This is a genomic window from Rhizobium sp. CFBP 13726, from assembly GCF_014841925.1.
Taxonomy (GTDB): Bacteria; Pseudomonadota; Alphaproteobacteria; order Rhizobiales; family Rhizobiaceae; genus Neorhizobium; species Neorhizobium soli.
Genome location: NZ_JACYUU010000001.1, coordinates 1080152 through 1096525, shown reverse-complemented (window position 1 = coordinate 1096525; position 16374 = coordinate 1080152). Strand labels below are relative to the sequence as shown.

Annotated in this window: 18 protein-coding genes and 1 tRNA gene; 11 read left to right on the top strand and 8 right to left on the bottom strand. The window is 60.2% G+C overall.

Annotated elements, in window-relative coordinates:
• The first annotated feature begins 21 nt into the window (after positions 1–21).
• From sufC to sufA, 5 genes are all read left to right on the top strand, one after another.
• On the top strand, positions 22–777 hold the full coding sequence (sufC, locus tag IFT66_RS05410; RefSeq protein ID WP_174196623.1) for a Fe-S cluster assembly ATPase SufC: 756 nt from the start codon (positions 22–24) through the stop codon (positions 775–777).
• Between the two features lie 26 nt (positions 778–803).
• Positions 804–2081: a Fe-S cluster assembly protein SufD gene (gene sufD / locus IFT66_RS05405; RefSeq protein ID WP_446737872.1), complete on the top strand. Its 1278-nt coding sequence runs from the start codon at positions 804–806 to the stop codon at positions 2079–2081.
• 34 nt (positions 2082–2115) lie between these two features.
• Positions 2116–3360 carry a cysteine desulfurase gene (locus tag IFT66_RS05400; RefSeq protein ID WP_113110545.1) on the top strand — a complete coding sequence of 415 codons (1245 nt, stop codon included), beginning with the start codon at positions 2116–2118 and terminating at the stop codon, positions 3358–3360.
• Positions 3361–3376: 16 nt separating this feature from the next.
• Positions 3377–3751, top strand: a complete 375-nt coding sequence (locus IFT66_RS05395; RefSeq protein WP_062456735.1) for an SUF system Fe-S cluster assembly protein — start codon at positions 3377–3379, stop codon at positions 3749–3751.
• 104 nt (positions 3752–3855) lie between these two features.
• Positions 3856–4248, top strand: coding sequence for a Fe-S cluster assembly scaffold SufA (gene sufA, locus IFT66_RS05390; RefSeq protein ID WP_062580792.1), 393 nt, complete (start codon positions 3856–3858; stop codon positions 4246–4248).
• Positions 4249–4305: 57 nt separating this feature from the next.
• Here the strand turns inward: sufA and IFT66_RS05385 are convergent, their stop codons facing one another.
• Genes IFT66_RS05385 through IFT66_RS05375 form a run of 3 tightly spaced genes read right to left on the bottom strand, consistent with a single transcriptional unit; the run spans position 4306 to position 7515 of the window.
• Complete coding sequence (locus IFT66_RS05385) at positions 4306–5511, bottom strand: ABC transporter permease (RefSeq protein ID WP_062456741.1); 1206 nt, start codon at positions 5509–5511, stop codon at positions 4306–4308.
• The gene (locus IFT66_RS05380; RefSeq protein WP_184653211.1) at positions 5492–6229 is read right to left on the bottom strand and encodes an ABC transporter ATP-binding protein; all 738 of its coding nucleotides are present in this window, start codon (positions 6227–6229) and stop codon (positions 5492–5494) included. Before IFT66_RS05380 ends, IFT66_RS05385 begins: the two co-directional genes overlap by 20 nt.
• The gene (locus IFT66_RS05375) at positions 6229–7515 is read right to left on the bottom strand and encodes an efflux RND transporter periplasmic adaptor subunit (RefSeq protein ID WP_192076932.1); all 1287 of its coding nucleotides are present in this window, start codon (positions 7513–7515) and stop codon (positions 6229–6231) included. Before IFT66_RS05375 ends, IFT66_RS05380 begins: the two co-directional genes overlap by 1 nt.
• Before the next feature lie 203 nt (positions 7516–7718).
• On the opposite strand from IFT66_RS05375, the gene IFT66_RS05370 reads away from it, so the two are divergent.
• On the top strand, positions 7719–7979 hold the full coding sequence (locus IFT66_RS05370; RefSeq protein WP_062456750.1) for a DUF2171 domain-containing protein: 261 nt from the start codon (positions 7719–7721) through the stop codon (positions 7977–7979).
• Between the two features lie 67 nt (positions 7980–8046).
• Here the strand turns inward: IFT66_RS05370 and IFT66_RS05365 are convergent, their stop codons facing one another.
• The gene (locus IFT66_RS05365; RefSeq protein WP_174196627.1) at positions 8047–8226 is read right to left on the bottom strand and encodes a hypothetical protein; all 180 of its coding nucleotides are present in this window, start codon (positions 8224–8226) and stop codon (positions 8047–8049) included.
• Positions 8227–8303: 77 nt separating this feature from the next.
• Entirely contained in the window at positions 8304–8429 is a 126-nt protein-coding gene (locus IFT66_RS23695) for a hypothetical protein (protein ID WP_256413796.1), read from the bottom strand.
• A 285-nt stretch (positions 8430–8714) separates the two neighbouring features.
• Between IFT66_RS23695 and IFT66_RS05360 the strand changes: the two genes are divergently transcribed.
• Together IFT66_RS05360 and IFT66_RS05355 are read left to right on the top strand one after the other, a co-directional pair.
• Complete coding sequence (locus IFT66_RS05360) at positions 8715–10442, top strand: type I secretion system permease/ATPase (protein WP_244508774.1); 1728 nt, start codon at positions 8715–8717, stop codon at positions 10440–10442.
• Positions 10443–10450: 8 nt separating this feature from the next.
• On the top strand, positions 10451–11746 hold the full coding sequence (locus IFT66_RS05355) for an HlyD family type I secretion periplasmic adaptor subunit (RefSeq protein ID WP_113165614.1): 1296 nt from the start codon (positions 10451–10453) through the stop codon (positions 11744–11746).
• A 31-nt stretch (positions 11747–11777) separates the two neighbouring features.
• On the opposite strand, the gene IFT66_RS05350 is transcribed toward IFT66_RS05355, so the two are convergent.
• Together IFT66_RS05350 and IFT66_RS05345 are read right to left on the bottom strand one after the other, a co-directional pair.
• Positions 11778–12023: a DUF982 domain-containing protein gene (locus IFT66_RS05350; RefSeq protein WP_062458038.1), complete on the bottom strand. Its 246-nt coding sequence runs from the start codon at positions 12021–12023 to the stop codon at positions 11778–11780.
• Positions 12024–12123: 100 nt separating this feature from the next.
• Positions 12124–12199: transfer RNA gene (locus IFT66_RS05345), tRNA-Lys, on the bottom strand.
• A 218-nt stretch (positions 12200–12417) separates the two neighbouring features.
• Here IFT66_RS05345 and IFT66_RS05340 point away from each other — a divergent pair.
• Both IFT66_RS05340 and IFT66_RS05335 read left to right on the top strand, forming a co-directional pair.
• Positions 12418–13170: a cytochrome c biogenesis protein CcdA gene (locus tag IFT66_RS05340; protein ID WP_113110540.1), complete on the top strand. Its 753-nt coding sequence runs from the start codon at positions 12418–12420 to the stop codon at positions 13168–13170.
• A 43-nt stretch (positions 13171–13213) separates the two neighbouring features.
• Positions 13214–14176 (top strand): AEC family transporter, encoded by a 963-nt coding sequence (locus tag IFT66_RS05335; protein WP_192076931.1) that lies wholly within the window; start codon positions 13214–13216, stop codon positions 14174–14176.
• On the opposite strand, the gene IFT66_RS05330 is transcribed toward IFT66_RS05335, so the two are convergent.
• Complete coding sequence (locus IFT66_RS05330) at positions 14153–15355, bottom strand: UbiH/UbiF family hydroxylase (RefSeq protein ID WP_192076930.1); 1203 nt, start codon at positions 15353–15355, stop codon at positions 14153–14155. The genes IFT66_RS05335 and IFT66_RS05330 overlap by 24 nt on opposite strands.
• Before the next feature lie 215 nt (positions 15356–15570).
• Here IFT66_RS05330 and pcsA point away from each other — a divergent pair, with 215 nt between their 5' ends.
• The gene (pcsA, locus tag IFT66_RS05325) at positions 15571–16299 is read left to right on the top strand and encodes a phosphatidylcholine synthase (RefSeq protein ID WP_192076929.1); all 729 of its coding nucleotides are present in this window, start codon (positions 15571–15573) and stop codon (positions 16297–16299) included.
• The last annotated feature ends 75 nt before the right edge of the window (positions 16300–16374 follow it).

Genomic DNA, 16374 nt, shown 5'->3' with positions numbered 1-16374 from the left:
AGTATCCGGAAAGATAGACCTATGCTTGAGATCAAAAACCTGCATGCCCGCATTGCCGAAGACGGCACCGAAATCATCCGTGGCCTGAACCTGACCGTGAAGGCTGGCGAAGTTGCCGCCATCATGGGGCCGAACGGTTCCGGCAAGTCGACGCTGTCCTACATCCTGTCCGGACGTCCGGACTATGAAGTCACCGAGGGCGAAGTCCTTCTGAACGGTGAGAGCATTCTGGAACTCGATCCGGCGGAGCGTGCCTCCAAGGGCATCTTCCTCGCCTTCCAGTATCCGGTCGAAATCCCGGGCGTCGCTACCATGCAGTTTCTCAAGGTGGCCATGAACGAGCAGCGCAAGGCGCGCGGCGAAGCCGAACTGACGACGCCGGACTTTATCCGACGCGTCAAGGAAGCAGCTGCCGAGCTGAAGATCGACATGGACATGCTGAAGCGTCCGCTCAATGTCGGTTTTTCCGGCGGCGAGAAGAAGCGTGCGGAAATCCTGCAGATGGCGCTGCTCGAGCCTTTGCTCTGCGTGCTCGACGAGACCGATTCCGGCCTCGACATCGATGCGCTCAAGATCGTGGCAGATGGCGTCAATGCGCTGAAGTCGCCGGATCGTGCGACGATCGTCATTACCCACTATCAGCGCCTGCTCGACTATATCGTGCCGGATACGGTCCACGTTCTCTACAAGGGCCAGATCATCCGCACCGGTGACAAGGCGCTGGCGCTCGAACTCGAGGCCAATGGCTACGCGGACATCATCGGCAAAGCAGCCTGAGACGCGGGAAGGAATTTGGCATGAACATGCAAATGAATCAGCCCGTCCGGCTGACGGCCGCCGAAACGGCGCTCGTTGAGGCTTTTGCGGCCCAGGTCGGCGAATTGCCGGGCAACGGTGCCGTCACGGGAACCCGCGATCGTCTTCTCGACGACCTGAAGCGGTCCGGCTTGCCGACGCGACGCATCGAGTCCTGGCACTATACGGATCTCAAGAACCTGCTGCGCTCGGTTCCTGAGCGTGTCGTCGGCGGCGTATCGGTTCAACCGGTCGCGCCGCTGGTCGAAGGGGCGAAAGTCCTGTCGATCGTTCAGGGCGTGGCGGATAACCGCGCGACGATCGATGGCGTCGAGCTTTCGGTCTTCAGGGACCAGCTCGCCGATGGTTCGGCAGTGGCGGGTCTTGCGGCGTTCGACAAGGACGACGCGATCGCTCGGATCAACGGCAGCTTCGTGCGGGACGGCTTTGCGCTTTCCGTACCGGCGGACGTTGCGGTCGAGCAGCCGATCGAACTGCAGGCAGTTCACGGCGCCGGTCAGGTCCATACGCGGTTTCCGGCCGCGTTCGGAGCGCGGTCCAAGGCAACCATCATCGAGCGTCACTGCGCGGTGACTGAGGATGCGGCACTCGTATCGTCGATCAGCGACCTGACGCTGCAGGACGGCGCTGAGATCACCTGGATCATCCTCCAGACTCAAGGGGCTGACGACACCCATCTCGGTCAGATCCGCATATCGCTCGGTACCGATACCAAGCTGCGATTGTTCATCGTCAACGCCGGCGGCAAGCTGGTGCGCCAGGAGCTTCGCGTCGAGGTTCAGGGCGAGGGATCGGAGTTCACGCTGCGTGCCGTCAACCTGCTCGGGGGCGATACCCATACGGACGTGACCATGGTTCTCGGCCATAACGTTCCGCACACGAGCTCGACGGAAATCATCCGCAACGTCCTGTTCGACAAGGCGAGCGGTGTGTTCCAGGGCATGATCAAGGTTGCCCCGGACGCGCAGAAGACCGACGCGAAGATGGCGTGCAATACGCTTCTGATGTCCGACGACGCCGATTTCTCGGTGAAGCCGGAGCTGGAAATCTTTGCCGACGACGTGATCTGCGGCCATGGCGCCACGGTTTCCGATATCGACCGCAACCATCTCTTCTACCTGATGGCGCGCGGCGTTCCGGAAAACAGGGCCCGTGCCATGCTGGTCAACGCCTTCGTGGCGGAGATTGTCGAGGAACTGGAAGAAGAAAAGCTCGTCGAAGCGCTGGAAGGCGTCATCTCCGACTGGCTCGAAAAGCACGCCTGATTTCAAAGGCGCGCGTCCGCAAATGAGGCATGACATGGACCAGATCACACCTGCGACAGCTTACGACGTCGAAGCGATCCGAAAGGATTTCCCGATCCTTTCGACCATGGTGCATGGCAACAAGCCGCTGGTCTATCTGGACAACGGGGCTTCTGCCCAGAAGCCGCAGGCCGTGATCGACGCGATCGCGCATTCATATTCGAACGAGTATGCGAATGTGCATCGTGGCCTTCACTACCTCTCCAATGCGGCAACGGATGCCTATGAGGCGGCGCGCGAGAAGGTGCGCCGTTTCCTGAACGCCGGTTCCGTCGACGAAATCATCTTCACCAGCAACTCGACGGCGGCGATCAACACCGTCGCCTATGGTTATGGAATGCCGCATATCGGTGACGGCGACGAGATCGTCATCACCATCATGGAGCACCATTCCAACATCGTGCCATGGCACTTCATTCGCGAACGCCAGGGCGCGAAGATCGTCTGGATCCCGGTCGATGACGACGGTGCCTTTCATCTCGAGGACTTCGAAAAGGCGCTGACGGACAAGACCAAGCTGGTTGCCATCACCCATATGTCGAATGCGCTTGGTACGGTGGTTCCGGTCAAGGACGTCTGCCGTATCGCGCACGAGCGCGGCATTCCCGTTCTCGTCGACGGCAGCCAGAGCGCTGTCCACATGCCGATCGATGTGCGCGATATCGACTGTGACTGGTTCGTGATGACCGGCCACAAGCTCTACGGTCCCTCGGGCATCGGCGTGCTCTATGGCAAGGCGGACCGTCTGAAAGAGATGCGGCCGTTCATGGGCGGTGGCGAGATGATCATCGACGTGGCCGAAGATTTCGTCACCTACAACGATCCGCCGCACCGGTTTGAGGCCGGGACACCGCCGATCGTTCAGGCGATCGGTCTCGGTCATGCGCTGGACTATATGGACAAGGTCGGGCGTGATGCGATTGCAAGGCACGAGGCGGATCTGACAGCCTATGCCACCCAGCGGCTGAGTGCGATCAATTCGCTTCGGATCATCGGCAATGCGCCGGGCAAGGGCGGGATCTTCTCGTTCGAGCTTGCCGGCATTCATGCGCATGACATCTCGATGGTGATCGACCGGCGCGGTGTGGCGGTGAGAGCCGGCACCCATTGCGCCATGCCGCTCTTGAAACGCTTCGGCGTTACCTCCACATGCCGTGCATCCTTCGGCATGTACAATACCCGCGCCGAAGTGGATGCGTTGGCCGATGCGCTCGACTACGCCCGCGATTTCTTTTCCTGAAGGACTTTTGAAGGCCATGGACGACCAGATACCGAAATGGGATGCCCGAGAAGGCATTATCCAGTCCGCCATTCCCGAAGACGAGGTGGCGCGGCTTTCCGACGACATCGTCGCGGCTTTGAAGACCGTCTATGACCCGGAAATTCCGGCCGATATCTTCGAACTCGGATTGATCTACAAGGTCGATATCGAGGACGACCGGATGGTGAAAATCATGATGACGCTGACAGCGCCCGGTTGCCCGGTTGCCGGCGAAATGCCGGGCTGGGTGGAAAATGCCGTCGGCGCCGTCGAAGGCGTGTCCGGCGTCGAGGTCGAGATGACTTTCGATCCGCCGTGGACGCCGGAGCGGATGTCTGAAGAGGCGCAGGTCGCCGTCGGATGGTATTGATCGGTTAAGGCACCGGTACTAAGTTGGACTCACGAGACGTACTCTCGAAACACCAGGTCTAGAAACACCGGGCCTTGAACCCGGTCGTGGAAGGAAAGAATGCCATGGGCTTTGCTGTCATGACGATCACCGACGCTGCTGCACAGCGCGTCAACCAGATCACCTCGAACTCCGGTCCTGATGCGCTCGGCTTGCGCGTCGGTATCAAGAAGGGCGGTTGCGCCGGCATGGAGTACACGATCGATCTCGTGACTGTGCCGAATGCCAAGGACGACCTGATCGAGCGGGACGGTGCCAAGGTGTGGATCGAGCCTTCGGCCGTTCTTTACCTGCTCGGCACCCAGATGGATTTCGAGACGACCAAGATGCGGTCCGGCTTCACCTTCGTGAACCCGAACCAGACTTCGGCCTGCGGTTGCGGCGAATCGGTCGAACTGAAGCCTGCCGATCTGGCGGCGCTTGCGCAGCAGCGCACCACGCAATCTCCAGCCGCCTGAGGCGGTAATTTGAGATGTTAAACAAAAAGGGCCGCGAGGCCCTTTTTTCATGCGCGTTTATTCGTGGCGCAAAGCCTCGATCGGATTGAGCTGGGCTGCCCGCCGAGCCGGGAAGTAACCGAAGATCATGCCGATCGCTGCCGAAAAGGCGAAGGCCATAAGGATGATCGTCGGGCTTGCCACGAACGGTACCTGGAGGAAGCTGACAACGCCGTAGGCGAGCGCAAGCCCGGTGATGATACCTGTCACGCCGCCGAAGATCGACAGCATCACGGCCTCCACGAGGAACTGCCGGAGAACCTGGCTTTCGAGTGCGCCGATGGCGAGACGGATGCCGATCTCGCGGGTGCGTTCGGTGACCGAGACCAGCATGATATTCATGATGCCGATACCGCCGACCAAGAGGCTGACGGCAGCAACGGCGCCGAGAAGGCCTGTCAGGAGAACCGTCGTTCCCGTCATCGCCGCCGCGATTTGCGACATGTCGTTGACGGAGAAGTCGTCATCGCGTCCGATCGCGATGCGCCGCCGCTCGCGCAAGAGGCCTTCGACGTCCGACTGGACCTTGGCGGTCGAGACGCCGTCCTGGGCAGAGATAACGATGCTGGAAATCGTCGTCGTTCCACCGATCCGGCGCTGGTGCAGTTTCAGCGGCATGATGACGGTATCGTCCTGGTCGTCGCCCATGCCGGACTGACCCTTGACGGCGAGAACGCCGACGACCGGGCAGGCGATGTTGCTGACCCGGATCAGCTGTCCCACCGGGTTGGCAGCACCGAACAGCTGTTTGCGGACGGTCTCGCCGATGATGCAGGCCGCATGGCTGCCGCGATCCTCGTTCGGATTGAAATTGCGGCCGAGCGCCATATCCCAATCCTGCACGATGAAATAGTCGTTGGTGGTGCCGACCGCGCTCGACGAATGGTTGGCGCCGCCCGCGATGACCGTGGCAGTCCCGCGATTGATCGGTGCGACGCCACGAAGGCCGGAGACCTGCTCCTTGATCGCCAGCACATCCTTGTCGTTGAAGCGCTTGGCTTCCGTGCTCGCGCGTCCCGGTCCCCACTGACCGGGGCGGATGAACAGGGTGTTGGTGCCGAGACGCGAGAGTTCGTCGCGGACCTTCGCAGTCGTACCGTTGCCGATCGTCACCATCGCGATGACGGCGGCGACACCGATCACGACGCCGAGGACCGTGAGGAAGGAGCGCAGCAGATTGCGGCTGATTGCCCGCCAGGCGAGCTTAGCGGCTTCCAGCAGCATGGCTTGCCCTTTCGAGATTGGGTTCGTCGGAGACGAGATGACCGTCGGTAAAGCGCAACAGACGCGACCCGTAGGCTGCGATATCTTCCTCATGGGTGACCATGATGACGGTGATGCCGTTGTCGCGGTTGAGCCGGGTGATCAGCTCCATGATCTCCGTGCTGGTCTTCGTGTCGAGATTGCCGGTTGGTTCGTCGGCAAGAAGCACGGCCGGATCGGTGACGATCGCCCGTGCAATCGCGACACGCTGCTGCTGGCCGCCGGAGAGTTCCTGGGTGGTATGCCCTTCGCGCCCGGCGAGGCCGACCTGCGCCAGCGCCGCAGTTGCGCGCTCACGCCGCTCCTTGTGCGCCATGCCGCGATAGACGAGCGGCAGTTCCACGTTCTCGACGGCCGATGTGCGGGCGAGAAGATTGAACCCCTGGAACACGAAGCCCAGCATGTGACGTCTGAGAAGTGTCCGCTGCTCGCGGCTGAAATCTGATGTCGGCACGCCCTGAAACAGAAACTCGCCGGATGAGGGGATATCGAGCCCGCCGATTATGTTCATCGCCGTCGATTTACCCGATCCGGACGGACCCATGATCGACACGAATTCGCCAGCGGATATGGCAAGGTCGATCTGGTCCAGCGCCCGGATCGTCGCTTCGCCGCGCCCGTAGAATTTCGAGACCTTGTCGAATGCGATGAGGGGCGCAGGCGTGACGGCGAGGTCCATCACTGCGCCCTTGCCACGGCGTCCGTCACCAGTTCGTCGCCGTCGCGGATCTCGCCTGATTTCAGCACCGTGAACTGGCCATCGGTCGGCCCGGTCTCAACAGGCACGCGCTGGGCTTCACCGTTTCGAAGTACCCAGACAGCGCGCGTGTTGTTTGCTGCCTGTTCGCCCCGATTGCGATTGCGCGAGGGGCGCGGCGGCGAGAACAGCCGGGAGAGGACGTTGCCGCGCTGCCGTGCGGTGGTGGCCGGCGAGTAGCGAAGCGCAGCGTTCGGGACAAGCAACGCATCCTTGACCGACTGGACCGTGATGTCTGACGTGGCCGTCATGCCCGGCCGCAGCAGCAGATCGGCATTGTCGACGGTCAGGATCGCCTTATAGGTCACGACGTTGGACACGGTTTCGGAGGCGAACCGGACGGTTTCGATTGTGGCCGGAAAACTCCGCTCCGGATAGGCGTCGACCGAGAAGCGCGCAGGCTGCCCGTCCTTGACCTGGCCGACATCCGCCTCGTCGACGGAGACCTGGAGTTCCATGCGCTTGAGGTCGCCGGCGATTGTGAAGAGGACCGGTGCATTGAGCGAAGAGGCGACCGTTGCGCCCGGATCGACTTCGCGGGTCAGCACGATCCCGTCGATCGGGGACACGATCGTCAGTTTCCCGAGATTAACCTCGGCGAGCCTCAGGCTTGCTTCGGCAGACAGGATCGCGGCCTGATTGATGTCCTTCGTCGCAACCGCCGATTCGTAGGCATAGCGCGCCGCATCCAGATCCTGCTGGCTGGAAATGCGATTGGCGACGAGTGCCGTCAGGCGGTCGAATGAAATCTTCGCGGAAGCCGCTTCTGCCTCGGCCTTCAGGACATTGGCCTTCGCGGACGCAAGTTGAGCGCGCGCGCTCTGCACATCCGCTTCCTGCTTGCTGGTGTCGAGTTCGAGCAGCACATCGCCGGCCTTGACCGCGCTGTTATAGGTCACGTTGACTTTCCTGACCGTGCCGGAAAGCTCGCTCGATATGTCCACCTGATCGGTCGGCTGGACGGAACCGGTTGCAGTGACAACTACCGCAAGGTCTCCGCGCTTTGCGGCCTGCGTCGTGTAATCGTATCGTGGGCCGCTGCTGCCGAAATAAGAGTAAGCCATCAGGGCTGCGGCGGCGATGAGGATGAGGAGAGGCCAGACAAACCAACGTCCACGCTTTTTCCGCTTGCCCGAAGACGCAAGGATCGCGGCGAGATCAGGCGCATCCTGTTTACGGCTGGCTGGGGGAGTGGACTGGACGTTCAATGGCTATCCTCGATGCGGTGGAAATAGCGCGAGCCGTTCCGGTCTAGCGAGGGATCGCGTCGAAACCGCGGCTTTGCAACTCTGGAACGAGGCATTCGCATGAAAGCAGCCGGTGGCCAACTTAAATGTCGGTAATGTATCGGAGGCACTGCATCGAACTTCGCGGTTGTGCGTTATGGCTGAACACACAAAGGAGAACTCAGATGATCGATGTCGCCCTTATCAAGGAACATGCGGAAGTGATCGGTGCGGACGGCGTCCACATCGGAACGGTCGACCGCGTTGAAGGAAACCGTATCAAGCTGACCAAGAAGGATAGCGGTGAGGGGAGCCATAAAGGCCATCACCATTTCATTTCGCTTGAACTCGTTGCCGATGTCGAAGGCGACAAGGTCCGTCTCTCTGCAGATGGTGACGTCGCAGTAACGTTCGAAGAAGAAGACGGCGGCAAGCCGATCCACTAAAGCAATTCAGCATGCAAAAAGGCCGGCGTTTCTGACGCCGGCCTTTTTTGTTTACGCATCAAAAATTTTAACGGGTTGGATGGGGAACCCCGAAGCGCTCGGGAAGAAAAGCCGTTTCAGTCGCGGCGCCACTCAAGCGAGCGGATTTCTCGTGCGCAACAGGCGTGCTTGGAATGCCAACAAGAATTACAAAGACGGCACCAACAGCAGCTGAACAACACACCAGCAGAATATTACGCATGGTCATGCTTGCACTTCCTCTCGTGATGCGATCGCTTGAGATCGCGATGATGTAAGCCGGTCCTTGTCCTCCGTGTGATGATCCTAGTTGGCAGCCGACAGCTGGGTCGGAGACGCGAGTATTTCCGTATCGCCAAGCGAGTGATCAGAATACTTGAACACCAAAATACTGAGGACCGAACCGATAAGAGCGACGAAGACTATTCTCATGCTGAGACTCCTTTGCCGTCAGAACGGCGGTCCTGAAGTAAGGTTCCGTAAACCAATTCGTGATAGCCGCCGATTTAAGAACTTTGCGAATTGTTGATTGACAAATGGTTTGCCCCGGCACGTCCTTGGACGAGAGCGGGGCACTTGTGCCGGATAGATCTGTCTGCCGCGCGGCTTTATTGAACTTTAAACCCGTTACGGGTAATAGGTGTGATCCCTGCATCAGGATTGCGCATTATGGCCGAAACCGCTTCGGGATCCCCACGGCAAGCCTCCAAAGATCCGATGAGCGAAGCCATTGCGCGGAGCAGAACCGGTCTCGTTGCGGTCGCGGTCGCGAGCGGACTGGTCAACGTGCTCTATCTCACCAGCTCATTCTTCATGCTGCAGGTCTATGATCGCGTCATCCCAAGCCGCAGCATCCCGTCGCTGATCGCGCTCAGCTTGCTGGCATTGATGCTGTATCTATTTCAAGGCGCATTCGAGCTTACCCGCAGCCGCATGCTGACAAGGATTGCCGGCATCATCGATGATACGATGGGGTCGCGGGTTTTCAAGATGATGCTCAAGGCGCCGGTCAAGACGAAGGCGTCGATCGACGGTCTTTCGATCATGAAGGATTTCGACCAGGTCCGTTCGTTTGTCTCGAGCGCGGGGCCGCCGGCCTTTTTCGACCTGCCGTGGCTGCCGTTCTATGTCGCCATCTGTTTTCTGTTTCATCCGGTCATCGGCTATATGGCAGTCGGCGGGGCGCTCATCCTGATGGTGCTCACCTACCTCACCAACCGCAGCACGCAGGTTTCAGCCAAGAAAGTGCACGAACTGACGGGCCAGCGCAGCGCCTTTCTTTCGGCGGCACAACGCAATGCCGAAGTCATTGAGGCCATGGGCATGGCAAACGACTTCTCACGGCAATGGACTGCGACAAACGCCAACTATCGCAGCAGCTATCAGACCAATTCCGATACCTCGAACGGATACCTGTCCGTTACCAAGATTTTTCGAATCGCGCTGCAGTCGGCAGTCCTTGCCGTCGGCGCGGTGCTCGTCATCGAAAACCAGGCATCCGGCGGCATCATCATCGCGTCGTCCATCCTTACCTCCCGTGCGCTTGCCCCGGTCGAGCAGGCGATTGCAAACTGGCGTGGCTTCGTTTCGGCCCAGCAGGCCTGGAAGCGGCTGCGGCATATGCTCAATGCACTGCCGGAGGCCGATATGCCTCTGTCGCTGCCCGCACCGAAGCAAAGTCTGGCGGTGGAGAGCCTTTCGAGCGGCCCGGCTGGGCTGCAGAAACTGGTGATTTCCAATGTATCGTTTACGCTTCAGGCCGGCAGCGCTCTCGGCGTGATCGGACCGAGTGCATCCGGCAAATCATCGCTCGTGCGGGCTCTGACGGCCGTCTGGCCGATCTATCGCGGCAGTGTCAGGCTGGATGGCGCAGCGCTCGACCAGTGGAGCGACGAGGACCGTGGCCGCCATCTCGGATATCTTCCGCAGGAGATCGAACTTTTTGCGGGCAGCGTTTCGGACAACATTGCGCGGTTTCGTGAAAACCCTGATGCGGCCGATGTCATTGAGGCGGCAAAGGCTGCGGGCGTCCACGACTTGATCCTGCGCCTGCCGAACGGCTATGATACCGATATTGGCTTGAGCGGTTCCATGCTTTCGGCCGGTCAACGCCAACGCATCGGGCTTGCGCGTGCGTTGTTCGGCAAGCCGTTTCTGGTTGTTCTGGACGAGCCCAATTCCAATCTCGATTCGGAAGGCGAGGTCGCGCTGACGGACGCGATCATCGGCATCCGTAAACGCGGGGGCATCGTGATCGTGGTTGCGCACCGCCCGAGTGCGCTCGCGGCGGTGGATTTCGTGCTGATGATGAAGGACGGTGGTCTTGCGGCCTTTGGTCCCAAGGACGAGGTGCTCTCGAAGGTGCTTCGGCGCGAGAACCAGCCGAACGAGAGAAGTTCGCCGCTCAAGGTCGTCGGGGAAAGCCCGGAACAGATAAGGCAATAGGTCTCAAGATGACAACAGCCGAGCGTTCGCTGAAGCGCCATATCATGCTCGTATCGACGTTGAGCGTGTTGCTTGTCGGCGGCATCGGCGGCTGGGCACTCAGCACGACATTGTCGAATGCGGTGGTGGCCGAAGGCAGTGTCGTGATCGAGGACAATGCCAAGAAGGTGCAGCACCTGACCGGCGGTATTGTCTCCGAGCTGCTCGTCAAGGAAGGCGCGCATGTCAAAGCGGGGGACGTCCTGCTGCGGCTGGATGGCACGTCGCTCAAATCCAATCTCGGCATTACCAACAGCACGCTGGCACAGCTTTACGCGCGGCGCGCGCGGTTGCAGGCGGAACGCCGAGGTGAGGAGAACTTCACGGTCAAGGAAGCCGAGGCCGCGGGTATCAATTCCCAGACGAACCGCATCCTGATCGAAGGCGAACAGCAGTTCTTCCTCAGCCGTCGCGCCTCGCTCGAAGGTATGAAGAAGCAGCTCGCCGAGCGGAAGAGCCAGCTGGCCGAAGAAATTGAGGGTGCCACGCTGCAGATCAAGTCGATCGACGATTCGATCGTGCTGATCGATGAGGAACACACGGCTATCAGCTCGCTCTACGAAAAGCAGCTCGTGACGATGCAGCGTGTCAACACGCTGAAGCGCCAGCGCGCCGAGCTTGACGGCAATCGCGGACGGATGATCGCGACGCGGGCGCAGGCGCATGGCCGCATCAACGAGATCAACCTGCAGATCCTGCAGCTCGACGAAGACAGGCAGACGGAAAACGCGCGTGACCTGACCGATGTCGAGGCAAAGATCGCCGAATCAGAAGAACGCCGTATCGCCATACAGGACCAGCTCGACCGTCTCGACGTTCGCGCACCGCTTGACGGTTACATTTATCAGCTGGCGCTGCACACGGTGGGCGGCGTTGCCAATCCGGGCGAAGCGCTGATGCTGCTGTCGCCGGAGACGCGCAGCCTGACGGTCGAGGCGAAGGTCGCTTTGCGCAGCATCGACCAGTTGAGCGTGGGACAAAGCGTCGACATCCGCTTCAGCGCTTTCGACCAGAAGACCACGCCTGAAGTCCAGGGCAAGATTTCGTCGATCTCGCCCGATTCGGTTGTCGATCAGCGTAGCGGCGCTGCCTCCTATATCGTGCGGATTGCGCCTGATGCAGGCGATATCGCGCGGTTACAGGGCCTGTCGCTCTATCCAGGAATGCCCGCGGAGGTGTTTATCAAGGTCGCCGACCGGTCGGTCATCTCCTATCTGACCAAGCCGATGATGGATCAGATCAACCACACGTTCCGTGACGAGTGAGCGGAAAGCGACCAATAGGCAGCTATTGGTCTCAGGCGCTGACGAGAACGCCGGCTTCCTCGGCAGCAGCGACGAAGGCCGCACGGGCGTCTTCCGGCTTGCGTTTTCCACCATCCACTTCGGCGCACACGATCAGCGCACGGTCGATCAGCGGACCGTCTTCGACAGGCCAGTCCTCGATCATCGCCCAGGCCGCAGCCTGGGTCGTTTCGACTGTCGTTTCGACAGGCGGCTCGCCAATCAGGACGACGACAGGTTTTGACCAAGGGTTGTTCATCATCGGGGGAATTTCACATGATTTGATGCAGGTCGAAGACTACGGAACATCTGAAGTCCATCTTCGCCAGCGTCGAGTTTCACCACATTATCTGGATAAATGGTGAGAGCGCAGGGGTTCGAACCCTGGACCTACTGATTAAAAGTCAGTTGCTCTACCAGCTGAGCTACGCTCTCCCTAAAGACTGCCGAGGCATCCTTTGAAAGTGCGCGGAACATATGCAGGTCACTCTTTGCGGTCAACCCCGCTAGCTGTGCAAAATTGCGTTCCTCAACGCTTTTCCCCGGCCGCTTCGCCTGCGCGCAAAAAGGTGACTGGCTTTCCGGGCGCGGCATGCTTAGGTGCAATCGATCCCACGGTGGGACACTGCCGATGAAAACCTGCGGACCAAAACGTGTCGATTGCTGATATCTCTCTTCTGAGCGCCTTTATTGCCGGCGCTCTATCGTTTCTTTCCCCGTGCGTCCTGCCGCTGGTGCCGCCCTACCTGTGCTACATGGCCGGCATTTCCGTCGACCAGTTCCGCGACGGGCATGCGGCCGTGTCGCGGTCAAAGGATACGCGCCGCGCGGTTCTTTTGGCCGCGTTCTTCTTCACCCTCGGTTTTGCGACCGTGTTCGTTGCACTTGGCGCCGGTGCGTCGACGATCGGTGTTCTTCTCCGGCAGCATCTCGACCTGCTCTCCAAGATCGGCGGCGTGATCATCATCATCATGGGCCTGAATTTCCTCGGCGTGTTCCGGATCGGCCTGCTTGCGCGCGAGGCGCGGTTTCATGGCGGTGGACAGCCGGCGACGCTGTCTGGCGCCTACGTTATGGGGCTGGCTTTCGCGTTCGGCTGGACGCCGTGCATCGGTCCAGTTCTCGGCGCGATCCTCGGTGTTGCCGCGTCGCGCGATACGGTGGGCGAGGGCGCCATGCTGCTCGCAATCTATTCGCTCGGTCTCGCCGTGCCGTTCTGGATCGCTGCCGGTTTCTCCGGTGCCTTCATGCGGTTCCTCACCCGCTTTCGACGGCATCTCGGTCACGTCGAGAAGGCGATGGGCGTGTTGCTGATCCTGACCGGCCTTGCTTTCATCTTCGGTTTCGTGACGTCAGCCGCGATCTGGTTCCAGCAGACCTTTCCAATCCTGATGCAAATCGGCTAACGGAACGGCCACAAGGTCAACCGCGGTAAGGATTAAAGGCGGCATGGGCGACATCATCGGCTTGCTGCTACCGTTTTTCGGATTGATCCTGATCGGCTACGTGGCCGCAAAGGTCACCAAACAACCTGCCGAGGCGCTTGGATGGATGAACACGTTCATCATCTATGCGGCACTTCCGGCGCTATTCTTCAAGCTCGTCTCGCGCACGCCGATGGAGCAACTGGCGCGGGTCGACTTCATTCTTGGCGAGATCTTCGCGACCTATCTGATCTTCACGGTCGTGTTCCTGATCGGGTTCCTGATCCGCAAGACGTCATTCGAGGACTGCACGATCCAGGCGTTTGCCGGCGCTTACGGCAACATCGGATACATGGGGCCGGGGCTTGCACTGCTCGCTTTCGGCGAAGCGGCTGCCGTTCCGGTGGCGCTGATCGTCTGCTTCGAGAACGCCGCCCATTTCATCGTGGCACCCGCCATGATGGCGGCAGCCGGCGGCGACGGTCGATCACCGCTGGCGGTGGCGGGCGATATCGCCCGCAAGGTTCTGCTGCACCCGTTCATCATCTCGACAGCTGTCGGCTTTGCATTCGCCGCGATGGCGTGGCAGCCGGCCGAACCGGTACAGCGGCTTATCGATTATCTGGCGCAAGCGGCGGCGCCCTGCGCGCTCTTTGCAATGGGGGTGACGCTGGCGTTGAGGCCAGTGCGGCGTGTTCCGGTCGAGATCGGCTATATCGCCGTCTTCAAGCTGATCATACTGCCACTGACGACGTTTTCGGTCCTGTCGCTGATCGGTGGTTTCGAACCGATCTGGATCTACTCGGCGACGCTGCTGTCAGCCCTGCCGACAGCCACCAATGTCTTCGTCATCAGCCAGCAATATGGCGTCTGGCAGGAGCGCGCGTCGGCGAGCATCCTGATTATCACGCTGGCGTCTGTCTTCACCCTGCCAGCGATCCTTTATCTCATCCATTCCGGTTTTCTATCTGCGGGCTTGCTTCCTTAGGCCAGAAAAAATTTCGCGCAGTCCGCGGCCCGGTTCGATCCCCTCCCGCATCATCAGATTGCGTAACGGCGGGGCGTTTTTCAAGACCTGCAGACCGCCCGCCCGCAGCATCTGGACGGGCAAGAAGTCCGACAGAAGTGAGCGGTTGAGGAGATCGACACCGAAGGTGCGGGTCATGATATCGGGGCGGCGGCTCCGGTTGAAACGATCGCCGATATCCGCGCCAATCGGTCTGTCCGGTTCGTCCGTCACCAGATCACTCAGCGTGATGATATCACGCAGCGAGAGGTTGAGGCCTTGGGCGCCGATCGGGGGGAAGGCATGCGCGGCTTCGCCGACAAGTGCGACACGACCCTTGCCGAACCGGTCTGCCATCAGGCTCGAAAGCGGCCAGGCCTGCGGGGCGGCTTCGACGGTCACCTTTCCGAGCATCGACTGCATGCGGTCTTCGACGAGCTGCGACAGCTGGTCGAGATCGGTCGCCATCAACCGCTCGGCCTCTTCGGGCCTCACAACCCAGACGAGGCTGGAGCGGGAGCCGGGCAGGGGAACCTGCGTGAACGGTCCGGTTTCTGTATGGAATTCCGTCGAAACGTTGTGATGCGGCACCGTGTGGGCAAAGTTCATCACCAGGGCGGACTGTGGGTAGGACCAGCGGCGGACACCTATCCTGGCGGCCTCGCGCGTGCTCGACTTGCGCCCATCCGAGCCGATGACCAGATCAACGGACATCGACGAGCCGTCCGACAAGGTGAGGCTGGCGCGATCACCGTAGAAATCAAACGCGTCGACCTGATGGGTGAACCGGGTCACGTTCGGCTCAAGGTCGATCGCCTTTTCCAGCGCCGGAGACAGGGCGTTGTTGGGAATGTTGTAGCCGAATGCGTAGAGCCCGACATTCTGCGCGCGAAACTGTGTAGTGGGCGCGCGCAGCAGACGCGTCGTGCCGTCGACGATCTGCATGATCGACAGCGGCGCGGCCGATGGCGCGATGATATCCCACAGACCCAGTCGATCGAGCAGGCGGATGGATTGATCCATCAGCGCGGTCGTGCGCCCATCGTCTCGCTCGGATGCCGGCGAAATCAGCGCGACTTTGCGGCCGGCTCGACCAAAAGCCAGCGCCGCTACCGATCCTGTCAGGCCGCCGCCAACGACGGCAATTTCGAACTCGTGCATCTGTCACCTCCGGAGCCATTCGCTCTCACCGTATTTATAGAGTGCTGGCCGTAATTCCAGCCGTAGCAGCGTCAGATTCGGCACGCGCTGCCCACGAGGGATCGAGAGAAATCCTGGTTTTCCCGGTCATAATCAGGTGTGCGCCGGCATGCGCAGTTGCAAACGGGGACAATTGGCCGCATATCTCGCAGGCTTCACGGAAAGGCGGGGGACGCGTGTTCAGGCGACTATTCAATTATCGGAACGTCCCTTACGCGGAAATCCGGGCTTTCTCCGTGCATCTCCTGACGGCGTCAGGCTCGTTCCTGGCATTCCTCGGTGTCGTGGCTGCGGCAGAACATCGATTTGTCGACATGTTCTGGTGGCTGGGGCTGGCACTTCTGGTTGACGGGATCGACGGACCGATTGCGCGCAAAGTGCATGTGAAGGAAGTCCTGCCGAACTGGTCGGGCGATACGCTCGACAATATCATCGATTACGTGACTTACGTTCTCCTGCCGGCCTTTGCGCTTTATCAAAGTGGAATGATCGGCGAACCCTGGTCATTCGTTGCGGCCGGCGCCATCGTCGTTTCGAGTGCGATCTACTATGCCGACATGGGCATGAAGACCGACGAGTACTTCTTCTCCGGTTTCCCGGTCGTCTGGAACATGGTGGTGCTGACGCTGTTCGTCATCGATGCCAGTGCGACGACGGCCATGATCGTGGTCTCCGTATCCGTGGTTGCCACTTTCCTGCCGATCAATTTCCTCCATCCGGTGCGCGTCAAGCGCCTGCGGCCGCTCAATCTCGGGATCTGCCTGCTCTGGTGCGCGCTCGCCGGCTACTCGCTGCTCCTGCATTTCCAGTCGCCGGACTGGCTCGTCTGGGGCGTCGTGATCAGCAGTCTTTATCTCTATTGCATCGGCGGCATCATGCAGCTTTTTCCAAGACTTGGAAAATAGCTGCGTTTTTTCGCAACGCGTCTCTTTGCTGTTGTGCAAGGCAACAAAAACGGTATCAATATCAACCCAGTATCC